A 23,369-nucleotide genomic window follows, 5' to 3' on the forward strand; every position below is an offset into this window, starting at 1 on the left:
TGCTCCGTCAGTTCAGGGTCGGAGTGTCCTCCGGCACGACGCCGTCGGCGTACAGGTCGGTCGCGAGGTCGCGGAGCGCGCGCAGCGCGACGCGCTGCGTGAGCGGACCGTAGGAGATGCGGGCGACGCCGAGTGCTTCGTACTCGGCGGCGGGCAGGGCACCCGGCAGACCGATGACCGACAGCTTGCCGCGGCCGAGGCCGTCGACGAGCTGCTCCACGACGCCACGGTCGATCGCGCCGGGCACGAAGACGAGTGCCGCGCCGTTGTCGAGGAACGCCTTGCCGCGCGCGATGGCGTCCGCGATGCTCTCGTCGATCGGACGGTCGCCGCCGCGGGCGATCGCGTCGGTGCGGGCGTTCAGCTGGAAGTCGACGCCCTCGGCCTGGGCAGCGGCGGTGATCGCGGCGACCCGGGCGACGGCCTCGTCGAAGGGGCGCAGGCGGTCCTCGACGTTGGCGCCGACGATGCCGGAGCCGATCGCGCTCCGGATGGTCTCAGCGGGGTCCTCGTACCCGTCGTCGAGGTCCGCGGTGACCGGCAGGTCGGTCGCGGCGGCCACGATCGCGGCGCCCGACAGTGCGAGGTCGAGGGGCATCCCGCCGTCCTCGTACCCGTACGACGCGGCGATCGAGTGTCCGGCGGTCGCGATCGCCTTCGTACCGGGCAGGTCGCTGACGACCTTCGCGGTGATCGCGTCCCACACGTTCACGACGCGGAGGATCTCCGGGGCTTCGTGCAGCTGCTTGAGGGTGGTGGCCTTGTCGGCGGTGCTCGTGCTCATGGGACCGACAGTAGGCCGACGGGGCGGGCAGCGCCGAGCGGTCAGCGAAGCTGGACCGATCAACCGGACAACGCGGAGACCGAGAGGAGCTCGCGTCATGCCGTAGATGAAGTTTCAGTCATGGATAGGCTTCCGTTGTCAGCACCTTGGGAGGTCCACCAGTGGCACGGAAGCGCGGATTCTTCGCGGAGATCCAACACCAACAGCGGGTCGCGGAAGCAAACGCTGCTCGAGCGCAGCGACAGCAAGCGGCGGTAGTGCGCCAGCAAGCGGCGGCCGTCGCTGCGGTGGAGCGCGCTCGTGCGCAGGCGGAGCGTGCGAATGCTGCTGCCGCTCGCGCCACTGACGCGGAAAGAAAGCGCCTCGAACGCGAGGCGCAGGCTGCCTACGGTGAGGCGCGCAAGGCAGAGGCCGATGAGCTGAACGCAGAGGTCCAAGCGATCAACGAAGCCATTGCGAGCCTCCTCGCTGCAACGCTCGACGTTGACGACCACGTCGATCTCGAAGAGCTCAAGCGCACGGCAAACCACCCGCCGTTCCCGCACCCAGATCTCGAGATTCCGCGCCCCCGTCCGCTTCCCCTTGTTCTGCCGCCGCAGCCGGTGTGGCAGGAACCGCCGGCCCCGAAGGGGATGTTCGGAAAGAAGAAGAAGCACGATCAGCTGAAGCAAGAGTGGTGGGCCGGTTTCCAGGCCGCGTCTGCTGAGTGGGAGGCACTCCGTGCCTCCTTGCCTGAACGGCAGGCTCAAGCGGACCGGCAGCACAACGAGATCGAACAGCGTCGGGTGGAACTCCTCGGCGCTGAGCGAGAGCGCTACAACGCTGAATGCCGACTTCGCGAGGCTGAGGTTGCGGAGCACAACGGTGAGATCGACGCGCTGATCGCCGGACTCGGCTACGGCGTTACCGAGGCTGTCGAAGAGTACGTCGACATCGTGCTGGCAAACTCCGTGTACCCGGACGCCTTCGAGGTGACGCACCAGGCTGAGTTCGATGGAAGTACGTCCGAGGCGCTCATCCGGGCGGTGACTCCGGCGCCGGACGCGGTCCCGGCCGTCAAGAGTTATCGCTGGGTGAAGGCCAACGACGAGATCGTCGGCAGCCCCGCAACGAAGAAAGACATCAACGAGCGGTACGGCGACGCGTTGGCGCAGGTCGCACTGCGGACGCTGCACGAGGTGTTCGAAGCAGATCGCCGCGGCATCATCCAGACGGTGGCACTGCAGGTCGGACCGGCGACGAAAGACCCCGCGACCGGCCTGGATCGCTTCTTTCCGCTCGTCGCCGTGAGCGCCTCACGGGACCAGTTCACGGCGTTCGACCTCACGGGGGTTGTGCCCTCGGCGACACTGGAACTCCTCGGAGCAGCTACCTCGAAGAATCCTGCTGGACTCGTCGTCGTTGACCCCGGCGGGGTGCGCCGCTCGTGAACGTTGGACGTCGGTTCAACCCGCCTCCGGGCTGGCCTGCGGTGCCGGTGGGATGGACGCCGCCCCCGTCTTGGACCCCTCCCGCCGACTGGCCCACCCCTCCTGAGGGGTGGGAATTGTGGCTCGGAGAAGGTGATCCGGCTCCGTCGCCAGATGCTCATGCACCGTCCGGTCAACCCTCGCTTCCGAGTCCTGCAGAACCTGCGAGCACGGCTGTTGTCCGCGAGCGCCGCTCGGCACGCCTGAAAGCCGACGGGGAGTCCCGCGACGAGAAGATCCATTCGCTCGAAGCCACGATTCGGGACCTCCGTGCTGCCCTCAACTCGGGCCCCGACGAACAAGTTGTGCCGCTTGATGATGAGCGGGTCCTCCAAGAGGTCGGTATCTACCGTTACCATCATCCCCTCGAAGATGCGGCCGCCTACAAAGAACGGTTGAAGGACATCGAGACACGGATCGCCGGTCTCGTCCGCTCCGGTCGGGCGATCGAACGCTCGAACATGTTCACCTTCGACAACTCCCTCGCGAAGGGACGGAAGATGACCGATGATCTGTCAAAGCTGATGCTCCGCGCGTACAACGCCGAAGCTGACAACTCAATCCGATCACTTCGTGCGGGAAATGCGGAGACAGCGAAGCGCCGACTCGAGAAGTCACGCGATGCCATTGCGAAGCTCGGTTCGATGATGGAGATGCGGATCGCTCCCGCGTTCCACTTACTTCGCGAAGAAGAAATCGAACTCACGGCTGACTGGCTGATGAAGAAGCAGGAAGAGCGTGAACGGGAGCGCGACGAGCGAGCGCAGCTCCGTGAGGAGCGGCGCGTTCAGCAGGAGCTCGACGCCGAGCGTGAGCGACTCGACAAAGAACGCGCGCTCATTCAACAGACTCTCGCGCAGCTACACCGCAGTGGGCAGAGTGACGCGGACCTCGAACATCGCCTGCTCGCCATCGATGACGCCATCGCTCAGAACGACTTCCGTGCTGCCAACATCCGGGCGGGTTACGTCTACGTGATCTCGAACAGGGGCGCATTCGGTCCGGACGTCGTCAAGATCGGTTTGACTCGACGACTCGAGCCTCTGGATCGTGTGAGCGAACTGAGCGGAGCCTCAGTGCCGTTCCGATTCGACGTGCACACGATCTACTTCTCCGAGGACGCCGTCACCCTGGAGACACAGCTCCACCGGCACTTCGCGGCCCGGGCACTGAATCAGGCCAATTCCCGCAAGGAGTTCTTCTTCGCTACTCCAGCAGAGGTGCGCGAGGTCCTCTTGCAGAAGGTCGGGGCGCTCTTGGAATTCCGGGAGGATGCCGATGCCACGGAGTACTTGCAGTCAGTAGGCGCTTGGCCGTCTCGCCCCTGAACCCAGCCGGCTCGCATTAGGCGCTGGGGCCCGAGGCGGGGCGGCTCCCGGCCGCGAGCCCACCCGAAGACGACGTGGGATGACGTCGGGAGTCGCGCCGGGCCTCCCGGCAGGGGCATGCTGGGACGCATGGCGAGCGACGAGCAGGACCCGGTCGGCACGCTCCGCGGGGTCCGGACGAGCATCAAGTGGACGCGGTACGCACCCGACGTGCTGCCGCTGTTCGTCGCCGAGATGGACCACGACGTCGCGCCCGAGATCCGGCAGGCCCTGATCGAACGCGTGTCGCAGTCGGACCTCGGCTACTTGGACGGACCCGGGCCGCTCGCACCGGCGTTCGCACAGTTCGCCCTCGACCGCTGGGGCTGGGAGATCGACCCGTCCCGGATCCACCTGGCCACCGACGTCAGCGTCGGGATCGTCGAGTCGCTCCGGCTCGCGCTGCCCGACGGCGGTCGCGTCGCGATCACGCCGCCGGTGTACCCGCCGTTCTTCGAGCTCGTCGACGAGGCCCGATGTCAGGTCGAAGAGGTCCCGCTGCTCGAGCAGTGGGGGCAGTACCGGCTCGACCTCGAGGGACTCGAGCGGGCCTTCGCGAGCGGGGTCGGTGTCTTCCTGCTCTGCAACCCGCACAACCCCGTCGGCCTCGTGCACGACCGCGCCGACCTGCTCGCGATCGCCGAACTGGCGGCGAAGTACGACGTGCTCGTCATCAGCGACGAGATCCACGCCCCGCTGACCCACCCGGGCGTGCAGTTCACCCCGTTCGCGGCCGTCGCCGAGCCCGTCGGAGCCCGCAGCGTCTGTGTGACCTCGGCGAGCAAGGGGTGGAACCTCGCGGGCGTGAAGTGCTCGATCATCGTCGCCGGAGACGACCGCACCGGCGCGCTCCTCGACACCCTGTGGGAGGAGGTCGCCTGCCGCACGAGCATCCTCGGGCTGCACGCGAACCTGGCGGCGTTCACCGTCGGGACCACCTGGCTCGACGAGGTGGTGTCCCGGATCGTGGCCAACGACCGGCTGCTCGCGAAGCTCCTCGCCGAGCACCTGCCCGGTGTCGTCTACACACGGCCGCGCGCCGGGTACCTGGCGTGGCTCGACTTCCGCGGGATCGGGCTCGGTGACGACCCGGCCGTACCACTGCGTGAGAACGCCTACGTCGCCCTGAACTCCGGACTCGGGTTCGGGAGCGAGGGGCGTGGGTTCGTGCGCCTCAACCTGGCGTGCTCACCGGAGACGCTGCGCGAGGCCGTGTTCCGCATCGCCTCGGCGTACCCGTCGAGTGCGCAGGAGGGGCTGGTCTGGCACGTCGCGTGAGTGCGTGACGGTGGTGCATCCAGGAGGCCCGGGTCGACTCAGACGGGTCGGCGCGCCTCGATGAGATGGCGCGTCGAGTGCGCCACGAACGGTCCGTCCCGCTGGATCAGCTCGTGCAGGTCGAGCAGGCGGTCGCGGTACCGCTCGACGGTGAAGTCGGGCACCCACCAGATCACCTTGCGGAGCAGGTAGACGACCGCGGCGACGTCGTGGATCTCGATCCGGGTCCGCGCCGTCCGCAGCTCGACGATCTCCAGGCCGGCGGCACGTGCTGCGTCGGCCTCGTCGTCGTGGTGCCGCCCGCGTCGCTCGACGGGCTTCGGGCCGAGGAAGAACTCGATCAGCTCGAACACGCTCGCCGGGCCGACGTGCTGGGCGAAGTACGTGCCCCCGGGTGCGAGGACCCGGGCGAGCTCGTCCCAGTGGATCGCAGCCGGGTGCCGGCTCGTCACGAGGTCGAAGGCGCCGTCCGCGAAGGGCAGCGGCGGCTCGTCCGGGTCGGCGACGACGACCACGCCGCGCGGGTGCAGGAGTCGCGTGGCAGTGGCGACGTTCGGCGCCCAGGACTCCGTCGCGACCGCGGTGGCCGGGAACGCGGGCGCTTCGGCGAGGACCTCGCCACCGCCGGTCTGCACGTCGAGGCTGGCGGTGCCGGGGACCCCGGCGAGGCGACCGAGTCGCTCGCCGAGCATCTTCGCGTAGCCCCACGGCGGGCGTTCCTCGGTGGCGCGGCCGTCGAGCCACGAGAAGTCCCAGCCGGTGACGTCGGCGGCTTCGCCGATCGCGATCAGGTCGTCGAACGTGGTGGTGCTCATGCGGTCCATGGTGGCGTCTCCCCGGCGCGAGTGCGACCGGCCGTTCCTCCACAATTCGCCCCGGCTGGAGCCTGTCCACAGATCACGTCGCTACTCCTGAACCGCAGCCCGCGGGTCGCCACAGTCGGGACATGCAGCGCTACGAGCCGTTTCTGTCCAACCGCGATAGGCAAGTTTGCCTAGTAATGGTTGGCCAACTACGGTGAAGCGCACGGAGTTGCTCCGCAGGCTCGCTCGGAAGGCTGACGAGAACGGTGTCGAATTCGTGTTCCACCGGCATGGCGGGAAGCACGACCTGTTCCGCTTCGGTCGGAACACGATCGTCGTTCCGAGGCACCGAGAGGTGGAGGAGATGACGGTGCGCGGCATTCTCTGTGACTGCGACCGACAAGGAGATGGGCGACGATGAGCCGACACACGGTGCGCGCAGAGCGCGGCAAGAAGTACTGGGTGATCTGGATCGACGGAGTCGTCCGGACGCAGGCAAAGCGCGAGCGTGAGATCGAGCTCATGGCCCGCGACTGGCTCTCGCTGATGAACGACGACCGCGATCCGGAGTCGTTCGAGCTCGTCGTCGAGGTGGCGATGCCCCAAGCGGCGCAGGCACACCTGGACCGTGCGGTGGCGCTCCGCGAGGAATCCGAGCGAGCGCGCATCGAAGCGGCGAAGGAGACGGCCGCTGCGGCGCTGGTCCTGCACGAGTCCGGACTCACGGTGCGTGAGATCGGGCCACTGCTCCACGTGTCGCACCAGCGAGCACAGCAGTTGGTCGCCGCCGCTCGCTGACCGGGTCAGTCGATGTACTGGTTGCGCCCGACCACACGGATCTGCAGGTCGTCGGTGCGGTCCATCGCCAGGATCTCGCGGGCCACGAAGCCGACAGCCGGCCAGCGGTCGACCTCGGTCACCATGAAGCCGTCGATGAACACCTGCCACGCGCCGCGCTCACGGACCGCCTGCACCTCGTACGTCGCCATGCCGCGAGCGTACCGAAGCGGGCCGGTCTGCCGTCAGTGCAGCTCGAACGTCAGCGCAGCTCGAGCGTCATGTGCACGTCGGCGCGGACGTAGGGGCTCGGCACGAGCTCGTCGGCGCGCAGGTGGCGGAAGCCGAACGCCTCGTACAGGTGCACGGCGCTGGCCAACTGCGCGTTGCTCTCGAGGTCGATCCGCTGCGCGCCGAGCTCCCGGGCGCGGTCGAGTGCAGCGGCGATGAGCTTCCGACCGGTGCCGTGCCCCTGATGACCGGGCGCGACGGCCATCTTCACGAGCTCGAACACCCCCGGGGTCGTCGGCACGATGCCGATGCACCCGATCACCTGGTCGTCGAGCCGCGCGACGAAGACGGCCCCGCCGGGTTCGACGACGTGACCGACGGGGTCGCCGAGGAACTTGCGGTCCTCGTCCTCGAGCGCGAAGAACTGCGTGATCCAGGCCTCGTTCAGGACGCGGAACGCCTCGGCGTCGGCGGGGGTGGCGAGGTCGGCGATGATGACGGTGGAGGTCGCTTCGGGCATAGCTCCATCCTCGAACTCGGATGGGGTCACGTCCAATACTCGTTCGTGTCGATCGATACGCTGCATGCATGGATCGGGATCCGGACGTCGACCTCCGCCAGCTCCGTGCGTTCCTCGCAGTGGCCGACGAACTGCACTTCGGCCGAGCTGCCGAGCGCCTTCGCATCGCGCAGCCCGCACTGTCCCAGCAGATCCGCCGCACCGAACGCGAACTCGGCGTCGACCTGTTCGTCCGCACGAGCCGTAGCGTCGCCCTCACCGCCGCCGGCCAGGCGCTGCTGGGGCGTGCGCGGTCGTTGCTCGGGCAGGTACGCCGCGACCTGGACGAGACGGTCCGGGTCGGTCGGGGCGAGGCCGGCCGGCTCGACGTCGGGTTCGTCGTCTCGGCGCTGCCCCTCGGTCCGATCGAGCGGGTGCAGGCGTTCCGTGACCGGTACCCCCTGGTCCGGGTGGACCTGACCGAGGGCTACTCGTCGACGCTCCTCGCCCGGATCGTGCGGGGCGAGCTCGACCTGGCCGTCGTGCGCGACCCGGATCCGGACCCCGCCGTGCGGCTGCTGCCGTTCCGGACCGAGGCGTTCGTCGCTGCGGTCCCACGCGGACACCGGCTCGCCGATCGTCGAGCCATCCGCGGCACCGAGCTCGTGGACGAGCCGTTCGTGTTCTTCCCCGCCGTGGCCGGTTCGCTCGCGACCGAGCGCAACCTCGCACCGGTCACCGCCGGCGGTCGACGACCCGTGGTCGTGCAGGAGGCCACGACCTGGGCCACCGTCCTGCACCTGGTGGGCGCGGGACTCGGCGTGACCGTCGCTCCGGAGAGCGCAGCGCTCGCCGCACCGGACACCGTCGTGCTGTTGCCGCTGACCGACAGCGATCACCGCAGCGAGTTGTCGTGGGCGATGCGCGCCGACGACGACCGCGAGATCCTGCGGAACTTCGTCGAAGCCGACTGAGCGACGCCGACTGAGCGACGCCCGGCGGGAAGCGCTCCGCTCAGCCGAGTGCGAGCACGGGTGCCCGGTGGTCGCCGAGCTCGTCGACGTGCCACGGCCGTGCACCCCGCAGGGTCAGCCCGAGCTGCACGAGCACGAACCCGACGTGGGGTTCGACGTCCGGGTCCCACGGCCCCTCGACCCCGAGGCCGAACGCACCGAGCTCGTCGTCGGCCTCGTCGCGAAGGGTCAACCGCCAGCGTCCGTCGCCGAGCTCCTCGACGACGGCCCAGCGGGCGGTGCCGAAGCGGCTCACGCCGACTTCATGATGTCCGCGGTGAAGTTCTGCACGCGCTGCAGCAGCGAGGCGCCGCGCATCGCGATGGTCGCCGGCGGGTTGAGGTGCGGGGGCGCGGTGCGGATGAGCATCGAGCACCCGAGGTCCTCGCAGATGTAGGTGCCGATGGTGTTGCCGTTGCGCCCGGCCTCGCCCGCACGGGGCGCCGAGAACAGCCGCACCTGCGTCGCCGGCTGCGGGGAGTGGCAGAACGAGCACATCGCGGCGATGCCGGCGCGGAGGGAGCCGCCCGCGGACCGGACGATGATGCCCACGGGGCGGTCGTCGATCCAGGACACGATGTACCCACGGCGGGCGGCCTGCGGGTCGCGCCAGCCCAGGAACTCGCGCTCGTCCCAGAGCATCTCGTGCAGGCCGGGGATCGGCAGCTGCTCGAGCTCGTCGGGGGTGGCGTTGACGAACGAGGATCGGATGTCGGCTTCGGTCAGTGGCTTCACGGTCCGATCACCATATGCCTCGCCTCCGACACGTGCTCGCTCAGGAGAGACGGGAGGCCCGGATCGCCCCGAGCGCGCTGCTCTCGTCCGCCACCAGGACGGCCCGGCGCAGGGCGTCGCGTCCGACGCGTCGGGCCGCGGCGTCGTCGGCGGCGAACTCCACGAGGACGCGCGTCGAACGCGCCATGGCGCGCGCACCGGGCACCCACGGGACCGCACGCTCGATCGATTCGGCGACCGCGACGGCCGCCGCGTGGTGCTGGGTCAGGTGGGCGCGCTCGTGGGCGACCACGGCCTCCAGTTCGTCCGTCCGCAACCGGTCTGCCAAGCCGGTGCTGACCAGCACACCGCCGCTCCGTCCGGGCACCGCGCAGGCCAGGGCGTGGTCCGCGTCGACGACGGCCACCGGGGTGCCGTCGATCTCGCGGTGCGGCGCGACGCCGGAGCGCATGGCCTGGCGGACGGCCTCGTGCTCGGGCCCGGGGCGGACGCGGACGGCGACCACGAACGCGATGACCGCGAGCAGTGCGACGCCGACGTTGAAGCCGTGGGTGGGGGAGCCGTCGCCGCCCAGGAGGTCGGTGAGCGGGCGGTCGGCGAGCACGACGAGGGCGATGCCGGCGACGAACCCGACGACGCCGAGCAGCACCGCGAGCGACCAGCACACCAGGGCGGTGCGCGGGCGGTCGATGGTCCAGGCGGACCGGGTCAGCACCCTCGGGGCGAACACGACCACCAACAGGGCGAGGACGATGAGCGCGATGCCGGCGACGACCACGGAGCGACCCCGGTCAGGAACGTGCGCGGGCGTCGAGGGCGCGGCGCAGGGCCTCGAGGTCGTCGGAGGCGAGCGAGCCGGTGAACTGCAGCAAGGCTGCTTCACGGTCGGCCGAGGCGGCGAGCGCACTCGACATGAGGGACGCGGTCTGCTCGTCGCGACTGTGCACGGCGCGGAAGCTCAGCGGGGCGTCGTCGTGCTCCTGCCGCTCCACCTGCCCCTTGCGGCCGAGCCGGTCGAGGACGGTGAGCACCGTGGTCAGTGCCGGACGGGGCTCCGGGAAGGCGTCGAGCACCTGGCGGGCGGTCAGGCCGTCGGTCACGGAGCGGAGCGCGTCGAGCACCGCTTGCTCGAGCTGCCCCCTGGGGCGTGATCGCTGTCCGGCCATCCCCGCATTCTACGAGATGTCGAAGGCCGGCACGCGACACACGTTCGTAACGCGGTCTCGGTATGCTCGGCGCGGACAACTGAACACACCGGCCGCTCATCCGTCGCGGGAGACGCCGTGCAGTGCCAACGGGTACATCGTGCCCATGGGCACATCGTGCCCTCGGGCGCACGCACGGCACCGAAGGAGCAATCCCCCCGTCAATCTCTCAGGTCCCACACCGCAGCGGACAGGCCACTCTGAAAAGCAGACGCTCAGTCGTCTCGCCCACGGTGAAAGCCGCCGGACCTCACGGGCCGCGGTGAAACTCTCAGGCCCATGACAGAGGGGGAGTTCCACCCGGCGATCGTCGCCGGGTCCTGCTGATGCCAGGAGAACTCCGCCATGAGTCCGACGCCACTGCGTTCGTCCCCGCTCGAACCCGCGCACGAAGCCGCCGGTGCGACCTTCACCGACTTCGCCGGGTACCGCATGCCCGTGCGCTACTCGTCCGACCTCGCCGAGCACCACGCCGTCCGACAGTCGGCCGGGGTCTTCGACCTGTCGCACATGGCCGAGATCGGGGTGACCGGTCCGGACGCGGTCGCCTTCCTCGACCACGCGCTCGCCGGCTCCTTCGGCGCGATGCCGCTCGGCCGCGCGAAGTACTCCCTGCTGCTCGCCGAGGACGGCGGGATCCTCGACGACCTCGTCGTGTACCGCACCGACGACGACGTGTTCCTCGTCGTCGCGAACGCCTCGAACCGCGAGGTCGCCGTCGCCGCGCTGTCCGAGCGCACCGACGGCTTCGACGTCGCGGTGTCGGACGACTCGGACAGCACCGCACTCGTCGCGATCCAGGGCCCAGCGGCCGCCGGCACGCTCGACGCCCTCGTCGTCGCCGACCGCCTGCAGCCGGAGAGCCCCCTCGACGACCTCGGCTACTACCGCGCCCTGCACGCCGTGTTCGACGGCTCCGAGGTGCTCGTCGCCCGCACCGGCTACACCGGCGAGGACGGCTTCGAGCTGTACTGCGCCCCCGAGGTCGCCCCGGCGATCTGGGACGCGCTGCTCGAGGCCGGCGCCGACCGCGGTGTCGTCCCCGCCGGACTCGCTGCACGCGACACCCTTCGGCTCGAGGCCGGCATGCCGCTGTACGGGCACGAGCTCAGCACCGACGTGCGCCCCGCCCAGGCCGGACTCGGCCGCGTGGTCGCGAAGACCGGCGACTTCGTCGGCGCGGCCGGTGTCGCGCCGACGGACGACGCCCGCGTGCTCGTCGGGCTCGTCACCGAGGGGCGCCGCGCCCCACGTGCCGGCTACGACGTCGTGCACGACGGCACGGTCGTCGGCACCGTCACCTCGGGTGCCCTCTCGCCGACGCTCGGCCACCCGGTCGCGATGGCCTTCGTGGACCCGGCGCTCGCCGCCGAGGGACAACTCCTGCACATCGACGTCCGCGGGACGGCCATCCCCAGCACCGTCACCGCGTTCCCCTTCTACCGCCGCGCCTCGAAAGGCTGATGTCATGACCGACCAGACCGCACTCCAGTACACGGCCGACCACGAGTGGCTCCTCGTCGAGGGCGACACCGTCACCGTCGGCATCACCGACCACGCCGCCGAGCAGCTCGGTGACGTCGTCTACGTCGAACTCCCCGCCGTCGGCACCGCCACCACCGCCGGCGCGCAGATCGGCGAGATCGAGTCCACCAAGAGCGTCGGCGAGCTCTTCGCGCCGATCGAGGGCGAGGTCATCGCGGTCAACGACGCCGTGGTCGATGCCCCCGACACCGTCAACCAGGACCCGTTCGGCACGGGTTGGCTCGTGAAGATCAAGGTCGAGGGCACCTCGTTCCCCGAGGACCTGATGGACCACGACGCGTACCGGGCGTCCATCGCATGACCGGCCCCGACGACCAGCAGGTGTTCCAGAACCTGCAGACCTCCTTCGCCGACCGCCACATCGGCACCACCCCGGCCGACCAGCAGACCATGCTCGACACGATCGGCCAGACGTCGCTCGACGCCCTGGTCCGCGCCGCGATCCCCGAGTCGATCCACGCGGCACCCGTCACCGACTCGGTGATCCCCGCCGCCGTCGGTGAGACCGAGGCACTCGCCGAACTGCGGGCGAAGGCCGGACGCAACACCGTCCGCCGCGCCATGATCGGCCTCGGCTACCACGGCACCCACACGCCCGCGGTGATCCAGCGGAACGTGCTCGAGAACCCGAGCTGGTACACGGCCTACACGCCGTACCAGCCGGAGATCTCCCAGGGCCGGCTCGAAGCGCTCATCAACTTCCAGACGATGGTCTCCGACCTGACGGGCATGGCCACCGCCGGTGCCTCCATGCTCGACGAAGGCACCGCCGTGGTCGAGGGCATGCTCCTCGCCCGGCGCGCGTCCAAGGTGAAGGGCGACGCGTTCCTCGTCGACGACGACCTGCTGCCGCAGACCCGCGCGCTGCTCGACCACCGCGCGGACGCCGTCGGCATCACGCTGCGTGCGTTCGACCCCGTCGCCGGACCGACCGACGAGCAGCTCGACGGCGCCTTCGGCGTGATCGTGCAGTACCCCGGTGCCTCCGGCCGGATCGTCGACCCGTCGTCGATCATCGAGCGCGTGCACGCCGGGGGCGGCATCGCCGTCGTCGCGGCCGACCTGCTCGCCATGACCCTGCTCGCCAGCCCCGGCGACCTCGGCGCCGACGTCGCCGTGGGCACGAGCCAGCGCTTCGGCGTCCCGCTCGGCTTCGGCGGCCCGCACGCCGGGTACCTCGCCGTCCGCGCCGGACTCGAGCGCCAACTGCCCGGACGCCTGGTCGGGGTGTCCTTCGACGCCGACGGTGCGATGGCCTACCGCCTCAGCCTGCAGACCCGCGAGCAGCACATCCGCCGCGAGAAGGCGACGAGCAACATCTGCACCGCGCAGGTCCTGCTCGCCGTCATGGCCTCGATGTACGCCGTGTACCACGGACCCGAGGGGCTGCGGTTCATCGCGAACCGGGTCGCCCGGACGACGTCGGCGCTCGCCGCGGTCGCCCGTGACGCCGGCCTCCAGGTGGTGCACGACGCGTACTTCGACACGCTCACCCTGCGGGCCACCGGTCGCGCCGGGGCGGTCGTCGCCGCAGCGCAGGACGCGGACTTCCTGCTGCACCGGGTGGACGAGGACGTGTTCCAGCTCTCCGTCGACGAGACGACCACGCCCGACGACGTCGCACGACTGGCGGGCGTGTTCGGGGCCGTGGACGTGACCGTCCCCGCGACCGAGGCTGCCGTGCGTGACGCGGCCACGGGCCTCCCGGCCGGGCTGCAGCGCGAGAGCGAGTACCTGACGCACCCCGTGTTCAGCGCACACCGCAGCGAGACCCGCATGATGCGGTACCTGAAGCACCTGGCGGACAAGGACTACGCGCTCGACCGTGGCATGATCCCGCTCGGCAGCTGCACGATGAAGCTCAACGCCGCGACCGAGATGGCGGCCGTGACGTGGCCGGAGTTCGCGAACATCCACCCGTTCGCGCCGCGCGGCGACGTCGAGGGCTACCTCGACATGATCGGTGACCTGGAGTCCTGGCTGGCCGAGGTCACCGGGTACGACACCGTGTCCCTGCAGCCGAACGCCGGCAGCCAGGGCGAGCTCGCCGGGCTCCTCGCGATCCGCGGGTACCACCAGGCCAACGGCGACGCCGAGCGCACCGTCTGCCTGATCCCGTCGAGCGCGCACGGCACGAACGCCGCGTCGGCGGTCCTCGCCGGCATGAAGGTCGTCGTGGTCGCGTGCGACGAGAACGGCAACGTCGACCTCGCCGACCTCCGCGCGAAGACGGAACAGCACGCCGACATCCTCGCGGCGCTGATGATCACGTACCCGTCGACCCACGGCGTGTACGAGCACGACATCCGCGAGATCTGCGACGCCGTGCACGACGCCGGCGGCCAGGTCTACGTCGACGGCGCGAACCTCAACGCGCTGCTCGGCCACGCCCGCTTCGGCGACTTCGGCGGCGACGTCTCGCACCTCAACCTGCACAAGACCTTCTGCATCCCGCACGGCGGCGGCGGACCGGGTGTCGGTCCGGTGGCGGCGAAGGCGCACCTCGCGCCCTACCTGCCGGGGCACCCGTTCGCGCAGCAGGCCGACCGCCGGCCCGGCTCGACCGCGGCCGACGCCGACGGCCGACTGGCGCACGCCGGTGGCCCGGTCAGCGCGGCCCCGTACGGCAGCCCGAGCATCCTGCCCATCACCTGGACCTACGTCCGGATGATGGGGCTCGAGGGCCTCACCCGTGCGACCGAAGCCGCCGTGCTCGGAGCGAACTACATCGCGGCACGACTGCGCGACGCGTTCCCGGTGCTCTACACGGGCGACGACGGGCTCGTGGCGCACGAGTGCATCCTCGACCTGCGGCCCCTGCGCGACACCACCGGCATCACCGTGGACGACGTCGCGAAGCGTCTGGTCGACTACGGCTTCCACGCCCCGACCATGTCGTTCCCGGTCGCCGGCACCCTGATGGTGGAGCCGACGGAGAGCGAGGACCTGGCCGAGCTCGACCGCTTCGTCGACGCCATGCTCGCGATCCGGGCCGAGGCCGCGGCGGTCGAGCGCGGGGAGTGGCCGGCGGACGACAACCCGCTCGTGCACGCCCCGCACACGGCGTCGTCGGTGATCTCGGGGGAGTGGGCGCACGCCTACACCCGCGAGCAGGCCGTCTACCCGCTGCCCGGCATCAGCGGCCGCAAGTACTGGCCGCCGGTGCGCCGGATCGACCAGGCGTACGGCGACCGCAACCTGGTGTGCGCGTGCCCGCCGGTGGAGGCGTTCGCGTAGCGACCCGCGTCCTCGACGCACCACCGAGACGACGGGAGGCCCGTGGCGGATCCGCCACGGGCCTCCCGTCATCCCTCGGTCAGGTCACGCGACCGGCGTGACGGGCAGGTGCTCCGCCCACCACGCGAGGACGTGCTCGAACCGCTGCACGCGGTGCCACGGCGAGCCGGAGCGGGAGAGTTCGTGGCCCTCGCCCGGGAACACGAGGAACGACGCGTCGACCCCGGCGCGCCGGAGCGCGACGAACTGGCGCTGCCCCTGCTCGATCGGGCAGCGCCAGTCCGCTTCCGAGTGCGCGACCATGAACGGGATCGTGACCTGCGCGGCGTACGTCAGCGGGCTCCGGCGACGCTGCTCCTCGGGGTCGGCGCCGACGTAGGCGTCGGCGAAGTACCAGCCGATGTCGGAGCTGCCCGCGAACGAGTCCCACGCGTTCACGGCGCGTTCGCTCCACGCGGCGACGAACCGGTCACCGTGGTGGGCGGCGACCCAGCTCGTCATGAACCCGCCGTACGAGCCGCCCATGATGCCGACGCGGGCCGCGTCGAGGTCGGGGCGCTCGAGCGCCGCGTCGAGCAGGGCGAGTACGTCGTCGACGTCGACGGTGCCCATCGCACCGATGACCGCGCGGCCGTGGTCGAGGCCGTAGCCGGCAGACCCGCGCGGGTTGCCGATGACGACGGCGTACCCGGCACTGGCGTACACCTGCGCCTCGTCGAAGAACGCCCAGGTGTCCTGGCCGAACGGTCCGCCGTGCACCACCCGGAGGACGGGGTGCGGGCCGTCGCCCTCGGGCAGGACGACCCAGCCGTGCACCGGGGTGCCGTCGGCAGCGGCGCCGGTGAGCTCCTCGATGCGGCGGACACCGGGGGCGGACGCCTCCGACCGGAGCGGAGCCGCGTAGTCGGTGATGACCGTCGGCAACGCATCGTCGGATGCCGCGAGGTCGACCACGTGCACCTCGCCGGGCGAGTCCGTCGTGGCCGCCGTGGCGACCAGGACGTCCCCGTCGACGTCGAAGCCCGAGACGACCAGACGGCCCCCGAGGACGACCCCGAGCTCGTCGAGCTGGAGCGGCGCCGTCGTTCCGGCGGGGACACGACGCACGGTGACGGTCCCGCGGTCGAGCACCGCGACGAGGACGTCTCCGCGGTGGAGCACCGGCGTTCCGGTGACGTCGACCGTTGCCCGTGCGGTCAGTCGGATCGGATCGGAGCCGTGCGCCGCGACCCAGAGGCCCTCGGGTTCGGCGACCAGGCGGCCGTCGAGGTGCGACGCCCCGATGTAGTACACGGTGCCGTCCGGGGCCGTCGCGATCGCGCTGACGGAGCCCTCGGTCCGGATCGCGAGCGTCATCGTGCCGTCGGACGCGTCGACGCGGTACAGGTCGTCGTCGTGGGTCTCTCGTGCACCGAGGTCACGCGGGGCCACGACGAGGAGCGCGCCGCCGTCGGGGTACCAGGCCGGAGCGGAGACCGAGCACGGCGCACTCGTCAGCGGGGCGTCCACCGGCGCCGCGGCGGGGTCGGTGACGTCGACGACCACGATCTGCTGCAGCTTGTCGAGCAGGTACCCGGTGCCGTCGACGTGGAAGTCGAGCCGGGAGACGAGCCGGGGTGCCTCGGCGTTCGGTGCCGGACGACGGTCGGCACCGGGGACCGTCGAGCCGTAGCGGCCCGGTTCGGGGAAGCGTGCGGTGACCGCGACCCGCGTCGAGTCGGGCGACCAGACCGGGTCGCCGGCGCCGAGCGGCAGGGCGGTGACGATGTGGGCCTCGCCGCCGTGCACCGGTGCCACGGCGAGCTGCGGGTGCGCGACCCCGCGGTCGTCCTCGACCGACCGGAGGAACGCGAGCGCGCGCCCGTCCGGGGACAGGACCGGTGACGAGTCGCGGTCGCCGGAGGTCCAGCGGACCGCGCCCGCAGCGGTCACGCGCTCGATGGTGCTGCGGGAGGCATCCTGCTCGAGGTCCGGACGGGAGACCGCGACGAAGGCCGCTCCGGTGTTCCCGGGATCACCGCTCACGGTGGGGGAGGAGGGGACGTGGAGATGGGGGATGTCGTTCGCGAGCACGTGTTCACGGTACGGCTGGTGGAGGGTGGATGCCCGGGTCCTGAGGGGGACTCGTGACAGGTGCTCCTTGCACAGAACTGTGTCGCAGTGCAACGAATTTCATGCAGATGCAACAAAAGCGCGAGGGCGTTCAGCGAGCGCGCGAATCTTGCATTTTCTCGCAAGGATCGTGCAAGTTGGTTACCGGCTTGTAACCGTTCGCTCCAGGGTTTGGAGGCTGCTGTCCACCTTGCCTACAGTGCAGATGTCAAACGCGCCCGGGCGACACCGCTGTGCCCTGCGCGTCCCATGCACCAGGAGGAACCTTGATCAAGAAGCGCGCCGGGCTTTCCGCCCTCGCCGTGCTCGGGGCCACAGCACTCGCCCTGACCGCCTGCTCCAGCAACAGCTCCGACGGGGGTGGCTCGGGCTCGGCGAACGCGTCCGGGATCGTCACCACCAACGGCAGCGAACCCCAGAACCCGCTGATCCCGTCGAACACCACCGAGACCGGTGGCGGCAAGATCATCGACTCGCTCTTCGAAGGCCTCGTCTCGTACGACGCCGACGGCAAGCCGGTCAACGAGGTCGCCAAGAGCATCGACACCGATGACTCGAAGACGTTCGACATCACGCTGAACACCAACTACACCTTCACGAACGGCGAGAAGGTCACGGCCGAGTCGTTCACCAAGGCGTGGAACTGGGCAGCCCAGAAGTCGAACGCCCAGGGCGCCAGCTACTTCTTCGAGAACATCGAGGGCTACAACGCCGACAAGGACTCGGAGCTCACGGGCCTCAAGGTCGTCGACGACGACGAGTTCACCGTCACGCTGAAGTCGGCCCAGTCGGACTTCCCGCTGTCGCTCGGCTACTCGGCCTTCGTGCCGCTGCCGTCCTCGTTCTACGACGACACCAAGGCGTTCGGTGAGAACCCGATCGGCAACGGTCCGTACAAGCTCGACGGCAAGAAGGCCTGGACGCACAACCAGTCCATCAAGCTCGTCACCAACAAGGACTACGAGGGCAAGCGCAAGCCGAAGAACGGTGGTCTGACGATCACGTTCTACGCCTCGCAGGACACCGCGTACTCCGACGCGCAGGGCGGCAACCTCGACGTCCTCGACGCCGTGCCGGACAGCGCCTTCAAGACCTACAAGTCCGACTTCCCGGACTCGAACGTCAACCAGCCGGCCGCCATCTTCCAGGCGATCTACCTGCCGTACTACCTCGACCACTGGAAGGGCGAGGAAGGCACGCTGCGTCGTGAGGCCGTCTCGATGGCCATCAACCGCAAGCAGATCACCGACAAGATCTTCGACGGCACGCGCACCCCGGCGAAGGACTTCACGTCGCCGGTCATCGCGGGCTGGAACGACGACCTCGACGGCTCCGACGTCCTGGACTACAACGAGTCCGAGGCCAAGAAGCTCTGGGCCGAGGCCGACAAGATCTCGAAGTACGACGACACCCTCACCATCACGTACAACGCCGACGGTGGGCACGAGGCGTGGGTGACCGCGGTCACGAACTCGATCTCGAACACGCTCGGCATCAAGGCCGAGGGCAACGCGATCCCGACGTTCCAGGAAGCCCTGGACCTCCAGACGAACGACAAGCTCACGGGCGGCAGCCGCACCGGTTGGCAGGCCGACTACCCGTCGCTGTACAACTTCCTCGGCCCGACCATGGGTGAGGGCTCGTCGAACAACTACTCGCGGTACGACTCCAAGGAATACAACGAGCTGCTCGCCGAGGGCCGTTCGGCCGCCACGGTCGAAGAGGGCAACAAGGCCTTCGACCAGGCCCAGGAGCTCCTGTTCAAGGACCTCCCGGAGATCCCGCTCTGGTACTCGAACGTCACCGGTGTCTGGAACGCGGACAACGTGTCCAACGTGAAGTTCGGTTGGAACTCGGTGCCGCTGTACTACGACATCGAGGTCAAGAACTGATCTAGGTCTCCCAGAGACCAAAGCGCGAGCAGGTATCCTGCCTCGCGACCACCGGACGGGGGTTCGGGGACCGCACAGGTCCCCGAACCCCCGTACCTCGGCGGCAACACCTTCCCCCACCACATCGGGCGCCGCCGCCCGTGCCGGACATCCGTGCCGACCCTCGGAACGTCCACCCCTCACCACAATGAACCTGATCGACATCGCTCCGGACCGGGCAGGGATCTGATGCTCTGGTACCTCGGCAAGCGCCTCCTGCAACTCATCCCCGTGTTCTTCGGGGCCACGTTCCTCATCTACTTCATGGTGTTCTCGCTGCCCGGCGACCCCATCGCAGCGCTGTTCGGCGACCGCCAGCCGTCGCCGCAGGTCATCGAGACCCTGCGCCAGCAGTACAACCTGGACAAGCCGTTCATCGTCCAGTACCTGCTCTGGATCGGCGGCGTGTTCCGCGGCGACCTCGGCGTGACCTACTCGGGCCTGCCGGTCAGCCAGCAGCTCGCCTCGGCGTTCCCGATCACCGCGCGCCTGGCGATCCTCGCGCTCGTGTTCGAGGCCGTCGCCGGCATCGTCGTCGGCGTCATCGCCGGTCTGCGCAAGGGCAAGCTGTTCGACGCCACCGCGCTCGTCGTGTCGCTCCTGCTCATCTCGGTGCCGACCTTCGTCGTCGGGTTCGTGCTGCAGTACGTGTTCGGCATCAAGCTCGGGTTGTTCCGGGTCACGGTGTCCGGACAAGCGCCGTGGGACGAGCTCGTCCTGCCGGCGATCGTGCTCGCGTCGGTGTCCTTCGCCTACATCGTGCGGCTCACCCGCGCGAGCGTGGCCGAGAACACCACGGCGGACTTCGTGCGCACCGCGACCGCGAAGGGCCTGCCCCGTCGTCGCGTCGTCGGCGTGCACATCTTCCGGAACTCGCTCATCCCCGTGGTGACCTACCTGGGTGTCGACATCGGCAACCTGATGGTCGGCGCGATCGTGACCGAGGGCATCTTCAACATCAACGGTGTCGGCGGCACGGTGTTCCGCGCCGTCAAGCTCGGCGAGGGCCCGACGGTGGTCTCCTTCGTCGCCGTGATGGTCATCATCTTCATGCTCGCCAACCTCCTGGTGGACCTGCTCTACGCCGTCCTGGACCCGAGGATCCGCTATGCCAAGTAACGCCGCACCCCGCTCGGCGACGCACTTCGTCGCCCCGCTCGAGGAAACGCCCCTGCAGGCGATCGACCAGGTCAACGAGGACGAGAAGACCCGTTCCCTCTGGACCGACGCCTGGGAGTCCATGCGGACCCGCCCGACGTTCTGGATCTCCTCGATCCTGATCCTGCTGATCATCGTCGTCGCGGTCTTCCCGGGCCTCTTCGCCCACGTCGACCCGCGTGCGTCGAACCTCGACAACAGCGACGGCGGACCCGAGGCCGGGCACATCCTCGGCTTCACGCGTCAGGGCTCCGACGTCTACGCCCGCGTGATCTGGGGCGCCCAGAACTCGCTCATCGTCGGCATCGTCGCGACGGTCCTGGTGTCGCTCGTCGGCATCGTGATCGGCGCGCTGGCCGGCTTCTACGGCGGCTGGCTCGACACGATCGTGTCCCGCATCGGTGACATCTTCTTCTCGATCCCCACCGTGCTCGGTGCGATCGTGATCATGTCGGTCATTCCCGCGCGGAACGCGATCACCGTCGCGCTCGTGCTCGCGGCGTTCGCATGGCCGCAGATCGCCCGCATCATGCGTGGCGCCGTGCTGAGCGCCAAGCAGGCCGACTACGTCATGGCGTCGGCGGCCCTCGGCGTCAGCCGGTTCAAGACGCTCGTGCGCCACGTCATCCCGAACTCGCTGGCCCCGGTCATCGTGGTCGCGACCGTGTCGCTCGGCACGTTCATCGTGGCGGAGGCGACCCTGTCGTTCCTCGGCATCGGACTGCCGCCGTCGGCCCTCAGCTGGGGTCTCGACATCGGAACGGCGCAGACGTCGATCCGCACCAACCCGTCGACGATCTTCTGGCCGTCGGCCGCGCTGTCCATCACCGTGCTCGCGTTCCTGCTCCTCGGTGACGTGGTGCGCGACGCGCTCGACCCGAAGGCGAGGGCCCGCCGATGAGCGAGACGCTGACCAACCCCACCGGCCGACGCACCAACGCCGGCGGAGCCCCGCTGCTCGAGATCCGCGACCTGCAGGTCGGGTTCAAGACGCAGTCCGGTCTCGTGCAGGCCGTGCGGAGCGTGGACCTCACCCTCGAGCAGGGCGAGCGCCTCGCGATCGTCGGCGAGTCGGGCTCCGGCAAGTCGACGAGCGCCCAGGCGATCATCAAGCTGCTGCCCGGCACCGGCCAGGTCACGGGCGGGTCGATCAAGTTCAACGGGCGTGAGCTCGTCGGGCTGAGCGACAAGGAGATGTCCGAGATCCGCGGGAAGGAGATCGGCTACGTCCCGCAGGACCCCATGTCGAACCTCAACCCGCTGTGGTCGATCGGCTTCCAGGTCGAGGAGGCGATCCGTGCGAACGGCATGGCCACCGGCAAGAAGGCCGTCCGCGACCGTGCGATCGAGGTCCTGAAGGAGGCGGGCCTCGGCGACGCCTCGAACCGTCTCAAGCAGTACCCGCACGAGTTCTCCGGCGGCATGCGGCAGCGCGTGCTCATCGGCATCGGTCTGTCGAGCCGCCCGCAGCTGCTCATCGCCGACGAGCCGACGAGTGCGCTCGACGTCACCGTCCAGCGGGTCATCCTCGACCACCTCGAGAGCCTGACCCGCGACTTCGGCACCTCGGTGCTGTTCATCACGCACGACCTCGGCCTCGCCGCCGAGCGGGCCGAGAAGCTCGTCGTGATGTACAAGGGCCAGGTCGTCGAGGCCGGTCCCTCGAAGGAGATCCTGGCCAACCCGCAGCACCCGTACACGCAGCGCCTCGTCGCCGCGGCGCCCTCGCTCGCGAGCCGCCGCATCCAGTCGAAGGTGCAGCACGAGCGGGTCGAGATCGCCGACGCCGGCAGCGACGACGCCGAGCTCATCGCCCGGGCGCAGGAGCGCGAGCACCGTCCCGCCGAGGACCTCATCGTGGTGAAGAACCTCGAGAAGGTCTACAAGCTGCGCGGCAAGAGCCTCGCCACCCGCGAGCTCAAGGCCGTCGACGACGTGTCCTTCGCGATCCCGAAGGGCACCACCACGGCGCTCGTCGGCGAGTCCGGTTCGGGCAAGTCGACCGTCGCCAAGCTGGTGCTGCAGCTCGAGAGCATCACGAGCGGCACCGTGCAGTTCGACGGCATCGACATCGGCGCGCTGAAGGGCAAGGACCTCTTCGACTTCCGCCGCCGCGTGCAGCCGGTGTTCCAGGACCCGTACGGCTCCCTGGACCCGATGTACAACGTCGGGAACACGATCGCCGAGCCGCTCTCCACGCACAAGGTGGGCGACAAGGCATCGCGTCGGGCCCGCGTGCTCGAGCTGCTCGACCAGGTCGCGCTGCCGAAGTCGATGGTCAACCGCTACCCGAACGAGCTCTCCGGTGGGCAGCGGCAGCGCATCGCCGTCGCCCGCGCGCTCGCGCTCAAGCCGGAGGTCATCGTCCTCGACGAGGCGGTGTCCGCGCTCGACGTGCTCGTGCAGGGGCAGATCCTCGACCTGCTGACGGAACTGCAGACCGAACTCGGCCTGACGTACCTGTTCATCACGCACGACCTCGCGGTCGTCCGCCTGGTCGCGGACAACGTGTGCGTCATGCGCCAGGGCAAGATCGTCGAGAAGGCGACGACCGACGAGGTCTTCGCCGCCCCGAAGGAGCAGTACACGAAGGACCTCCTGGCCGCCATCCCCGGCGCCGGGTTCGAGTTCGGACGCTGATCCTGCTGGATACCACGAACGAGGCCGGTCGTCCCGTCGTCCTCCGCGCTGGTCGCGGAGGCGCCGTGGCGGCCGGCCTCGTCGCCGTCCTGGGCCTCTTCCTGCTGGTCGACGCGGCGGTACGCGGCAGCTGGATCGTCGTGCTCGACGCCGTCGGTCCGATCGCCGTGCTGGTCTGGGTCCTGTGGGTGCTCACCTACCGACCGTGCATCCGCATTGACGACACGGCCGTCACCGTCGTCAACCCGCTCCGCCGCACGGTGGTGCCGTGGCACGCGGTCGCGGACGTCACGCTCCGCTGGCAGATCGTCATCGAGACGGTCGCCGGCCGTCGCCTGCAGTGCTGGGGCGGCCCGTCACTGCCCCGGCCGAAACCGGCCCGGCGCGGTGAGCGTGCGGTGCTGCGCCAGCCGGACGAGATGGTCGTGCTGCTCGACCGCTGGGCGGAGCGGCGTGAGGTCGCCGCGGACAGCGACGTCGTGCGTGGCTGGGACCGCCCCGCCGTGGTCGTCGGGTCGGTCGCCCTGGCGCTCCTCGTGGTCTCGCTGCTCAGCCTGTGGCTGGGAGCCTGACGCGGCTCGCGAT

At 69.8% G+C, this 23,369-nt stretch carries 22 protein-coding genes and 1 riboswitch; of the genes, 13 read left to right on the top strand and 9 right to left on the bottom strand.

What is annotated here, in order from left to right; genetic code table 11:
* Nucleotides 1–7: 7 nt before the first annotated feature.
* Complete coding sequence (locus EDF63_RS12145; RefSeq protein ID WP_123313309.1) at nt 8–784, bottom strand: isocitrate lyase/phosphoenolpyruvate mutase family protein; 777 nt, start codon at nt 782–784, stop codon at nt 8–10.
* 161 nt (nt 785–945) lie between these two features.
* Between EDF63_RS12145 and EDF63_RS12150 the strand changes: the two genes are divergently transcribed.
* From EDF63_RS12150 to EDF63_RS12160, 3 genes are all read left to right on the top strand, one after another.
* Nucleotides 946–2,214 carry a hypothetical protein gene (locus EDF63_RS12150; protein WP_260233087.1) on the top strand — a complete coding sequence of 423 codons (1,269 nt, stop codon included), beginning with the start codon at nt 946–948 and terminating at the stop codon, nt 2,212–2,214.
* Nucleotides 2,215–2,330: 116 nt separating this feature from the next.
* Nucleotides 2,331–3,581 (top strand): DUF4041 domain-containing protein, encoded by a 1,251-nt coding sequence (locus EDF63_RS12155; protein WP_260233088.1) that lies wholly within the window; start codon nt 2,331–2,333, stop codon nt 3,579–3,581.
* Nucleotides 3,582–3,710: 129 nt separating this feature from the next.
* Nucleotides 3,711–4,898: a MalY/PatB family protein gene (locus EDF63_RS12160; RefSeq protein ID WP_260233089.1), complete on the top strand. Its 1,188-nt coding sequence runs from the start codon at nt 3,711–3,713 to the stop codon at nt 4,896–4,898.
* Nucleotides 4,899–4,936: 38 nt separating this feature from the next.
* On the opposite strand, the gene EDF63_RS12165 is transcribed toward EDF63_RS12160, so the two are convergent.
* Nucleotides 4,937–5,713: a class I SAM-dependent methyltransferase gene (locus EDF63_RS12165; protein ID WP_123313621.1), complete on the bottom strand. Its 777-nt coding sequence runs from the start codon at nt 5,711–5,713 to the stop codon at nt 4,937–4,939.
* A gap of 405 nt (nt 5,714–6,118) precedes the next feature.
* On the opposite strand from EDF63_RS12165, the gene EDF63_RS12175 reads away from it, so the two are divergent.
* Complete coding sequence (locus tag EDF63_RS12175; RefSeq protein WP_111084955.1) at nt 6,119–6,499, top strand: hypothetical protein; 381 nt, start codon at nt 6,119–6,121, stop codon at nt 6,497–6,499.
* Between the two features lie 5 nt (nt 6,500–6,504).
* Here EDF63_RS12175 and EDF63_RS12180 read toward each other — a convergent pair whose 3' ends face one another.
* Both EDF63_RS12180 and EDF63_RS12185 read right to left on the bottom strand, forming a co-directional pair.
* Nucleotides 6,505–6,690 carry a hypothetical protein gene (locus EDF63_RS12180; protein WP_123313312.1) on the bottom strand — a complete coding sequence of 62 codons (186 nt, stop codon included), beginning with the start codon at nt 6,688–6,690 and terminating at the stop codon, nt 6,505–6,507.
* 50 nt (nt 6,691–6,740) lie between these two features.
* On the bottom strand, nt 6,741–7,229 hold the full coding sequence (locus tag EDF63_RS12185; protein ID WP_123313313.1) for a GNAT family N-acetyltransferase: 489 nt from the start codon (nt 7,227–7,229) through the stop codon (nt 6,741–6,743).
* A 68-nt stretch (nt 7,230–7,297) separates the two neighbouring features.
* On the opposite strand from EDF63_RS12185, the gene EDF63_RS12190 reads away from it, so the two are divergent.
* A complete protein-coding gene (locus EDF63_RS12190; RefSeq protein WP_123313314.1) occupies nt 7,298–8,182 on the top strand; it encodes a LysR substrate-binding domain-containing protein in 885 nt (294 codons plus the stop codon).
* 40 nt (nt 8,183–8,222) lie between these two features.
* Here EDF63_RS12190 and EDF63_RS12195 read toward each other — a convergent pair whose 3' ends face one another.
* The 4 genes from EDF63_RS12195 to EDF63_RS12210 are packed head-to-tail and all read right to left on the bottom strand — an operon-like array spanning nt 8,223 to nt 10,122.
* Nucleotides 8,223–8,477 (bottom strand): hypothetical protein, encoded by a 255-nt coding sequence (locus EDF63_RS12195; RefSeq protein ID WP_111084959.1) that lies wholly within the window; start codon nt 8,475–8,477, stop codon nt 8,223–8,225.
* On the bottom strand, nt 8,474–8,956 hold the full coding sequence (locus tag EDF63_RS12200) for an FBP domain-containing protein (protein ID WP_123673093.1): 483 nt from the start codon (nt 8,954–8,956) through the stop codon (nt 8,474–8,476). The genes EDF63_RS12195 and EDF63_RS12200 overlap by 4 nt, the downstream gene beginning before the upstream one ends.
* Before the next feature lie 40 nt (nt 8,957–8,996).
* The gene (locus EDF63_RS12205; protein WP_123313316.1) at nt 8,997–9,734 is read right to left on the bottom strand and encodes a M48 family metalloprotease; all 738 of its coding nucleotides are present in this window, start codon (nt 9,732–9,734) and stop codon (nt 8,997–8,999) included.
* A 13-nt stretch (nt 9,735–9,747) separates the two neighbouring features.
* Nucleotides 9,748–10,122, bottom strand: a complete 375-nt coding sequence (locus EDF63_RS12210; RefSeq protein ID WP_111084962.1) for a BlaI/MecI/CopY family transcriptional regulator — start codon at nt 10,120–10,122, stop codon at nt 9,748–9,750.
* A 229-nt stretch (nt 10,123–10,351) separates the two neighbouring features.
* A riboswitch (glycine riboswitch) is annotated at nt 10,352–10,457 on the top strand.
* A 49-nt stretch (nt 10,458–10,506) separates the two neighbouring features.
* Here EDF63_RS12210 and gcvT point away from each other — a divergent pair.
* Genes gcvT through gcvP form a run of 3 tightly spaced genes read left to right on the top strand, consistent with a single transcriptional unit; the run spans nt 10,507 to nt 14,943 of the window.
* The gene (gcvT, locus tag EDF63_RS12215; protein ID WP_123313317.1) at nt 10,507–11,625 is read left to right on the top strand and encodes a glycine cleavage system aminomethyltransferase GcvT; all 1,119 of its coding nucleotides are present in this window, start codon (nt 10,507–10,509) and stop codon (nt 11,623–11,625) included.
* Between the two features lie 4 nt (nt 11,626–11,629).
* Nucleotides 11,630–12,007 carry a glycine cleavage system protein GcvH gene (gene gcvH / locus EDF63_RS12220; RefSeq protein WP_123313318.1) on the top strand — a complete coding sequence of 126 codons (378 nt, stop codon included), beginning with the start codon at nt 11,630–11,632 and terminating at the stop codon, nt 12,005–12,007.
* Nucleotides 12,004–14,943, top strand: coding sequence for an aminomethyl-transferring glycine dehydrogenase (gcvP, locus tag EDF63_RS12225; protein WP_123313319.1), 2,940 nt, complete (start codon nt 12,004–12,006; stop codon nt 14,941–14,943). The genes gcvH and gcvP overlap by 4 nt, the downstream gene beginning before the upstream one ends.
* 84 nt (nt 14,944–15,027) lie before the next feature.
* On the opposite strand, the gene EDF63_RS12230 is transcribed toward gcvP, so the two are convergent.
* A complete protein-coding gene (locus EDF63_RS12230; RefSeq protein WP_123313320.1) occupies nt 15,028–17,016 on the bottom strand; it encodes a S9 family peptidase in 1,989 nt (662 codons plus the stop codon).
* Nucleotides 17,017–17,321: 305 nt separating this feature from the next.
* Between EDF63_RS12230 and EDF63_RS12235 the strand changes: the two genes are divergently transcribed.
* The 5 genes from EDF63_RS12235 to EDF63_RS12255 all read left to right on the top strand — a co-directional run bounded on the left by EDF63_RS12235 (nt 17,322) and on the right by EDF63_RS12255 (nt 23,356).
* The gene (locus EDF63_RS12235) at nt 17,322–18,947 is read left to right on the top strand and encodes an ABC transporter substrate-binding protein (protein WP_123313321.1); all 1,626 of its coding nucleotides are present in this window, start codon (nt 17,322–17,324) and stop codon (nt 18,945–18,947) included.
* A 228-nt stretch (nt 18,948–19,175) separates the two neighbouring features.
* Nucleotides 19,176–20,105, top strand: coding sequence for an ABC transporter permease (locus tag EDF63_RS12240; RefSeq protein ID WP_123313322.1), 930 nt, complete (start codon nt 19,176–19,178; stop codon nt 20,103–20,105).
* Nucleotides 20,095–21,045: an ABC transporter permease gene (locus tag EDF63_RS12245; protein WP_111084969.1), complete on the top strand. Its 951-nt coding sequence runs from the start codon at nt 20,095–20,097 to the stop codon at nt 21,043–21,045. Before EDF63_RS12240 ends, EDF63_RS12245 begins: the two co-directional genes overlap by 11 nt.
* Nucleotides 21,042–22,784 (top strand): ABC transporter ATP-binding protein, encoded by a 1,743-nt coding sequence (locus EDF63_RS12250; protein WP_123313323.1) that lies wholly within the window; start codon nt 21,042–21,044, stop codon nt 22,782–22,784. Before EDF63_RS12245 ends, EDF63_RS12250 begins: the two co-directional genes overlap by 4 nt.
* 65 nt (nt 22,785–22,849) lie before the next feature.
* A complete protein-coding gene (locus tag EDF63_RS12255; RefSeq protein ID WP_123313324.1) occupies nt 22,850–23,356 on the top strand; it encodes a PH domain-containing protein in 507 nt (168 codons plus the stop codon).
* Nucleotides 23,357–23,369 lie beyond the last annotated feature (13 nt).

This window comes from Curtobacterium sp. JUb34, assembly GCF_003755065.1.
Taxonomy (GTDB): Bacteria; Actinomycetota; Actinomycetes; order Actinomycetales; family Microbacteriaceae; genus Curtobacterium.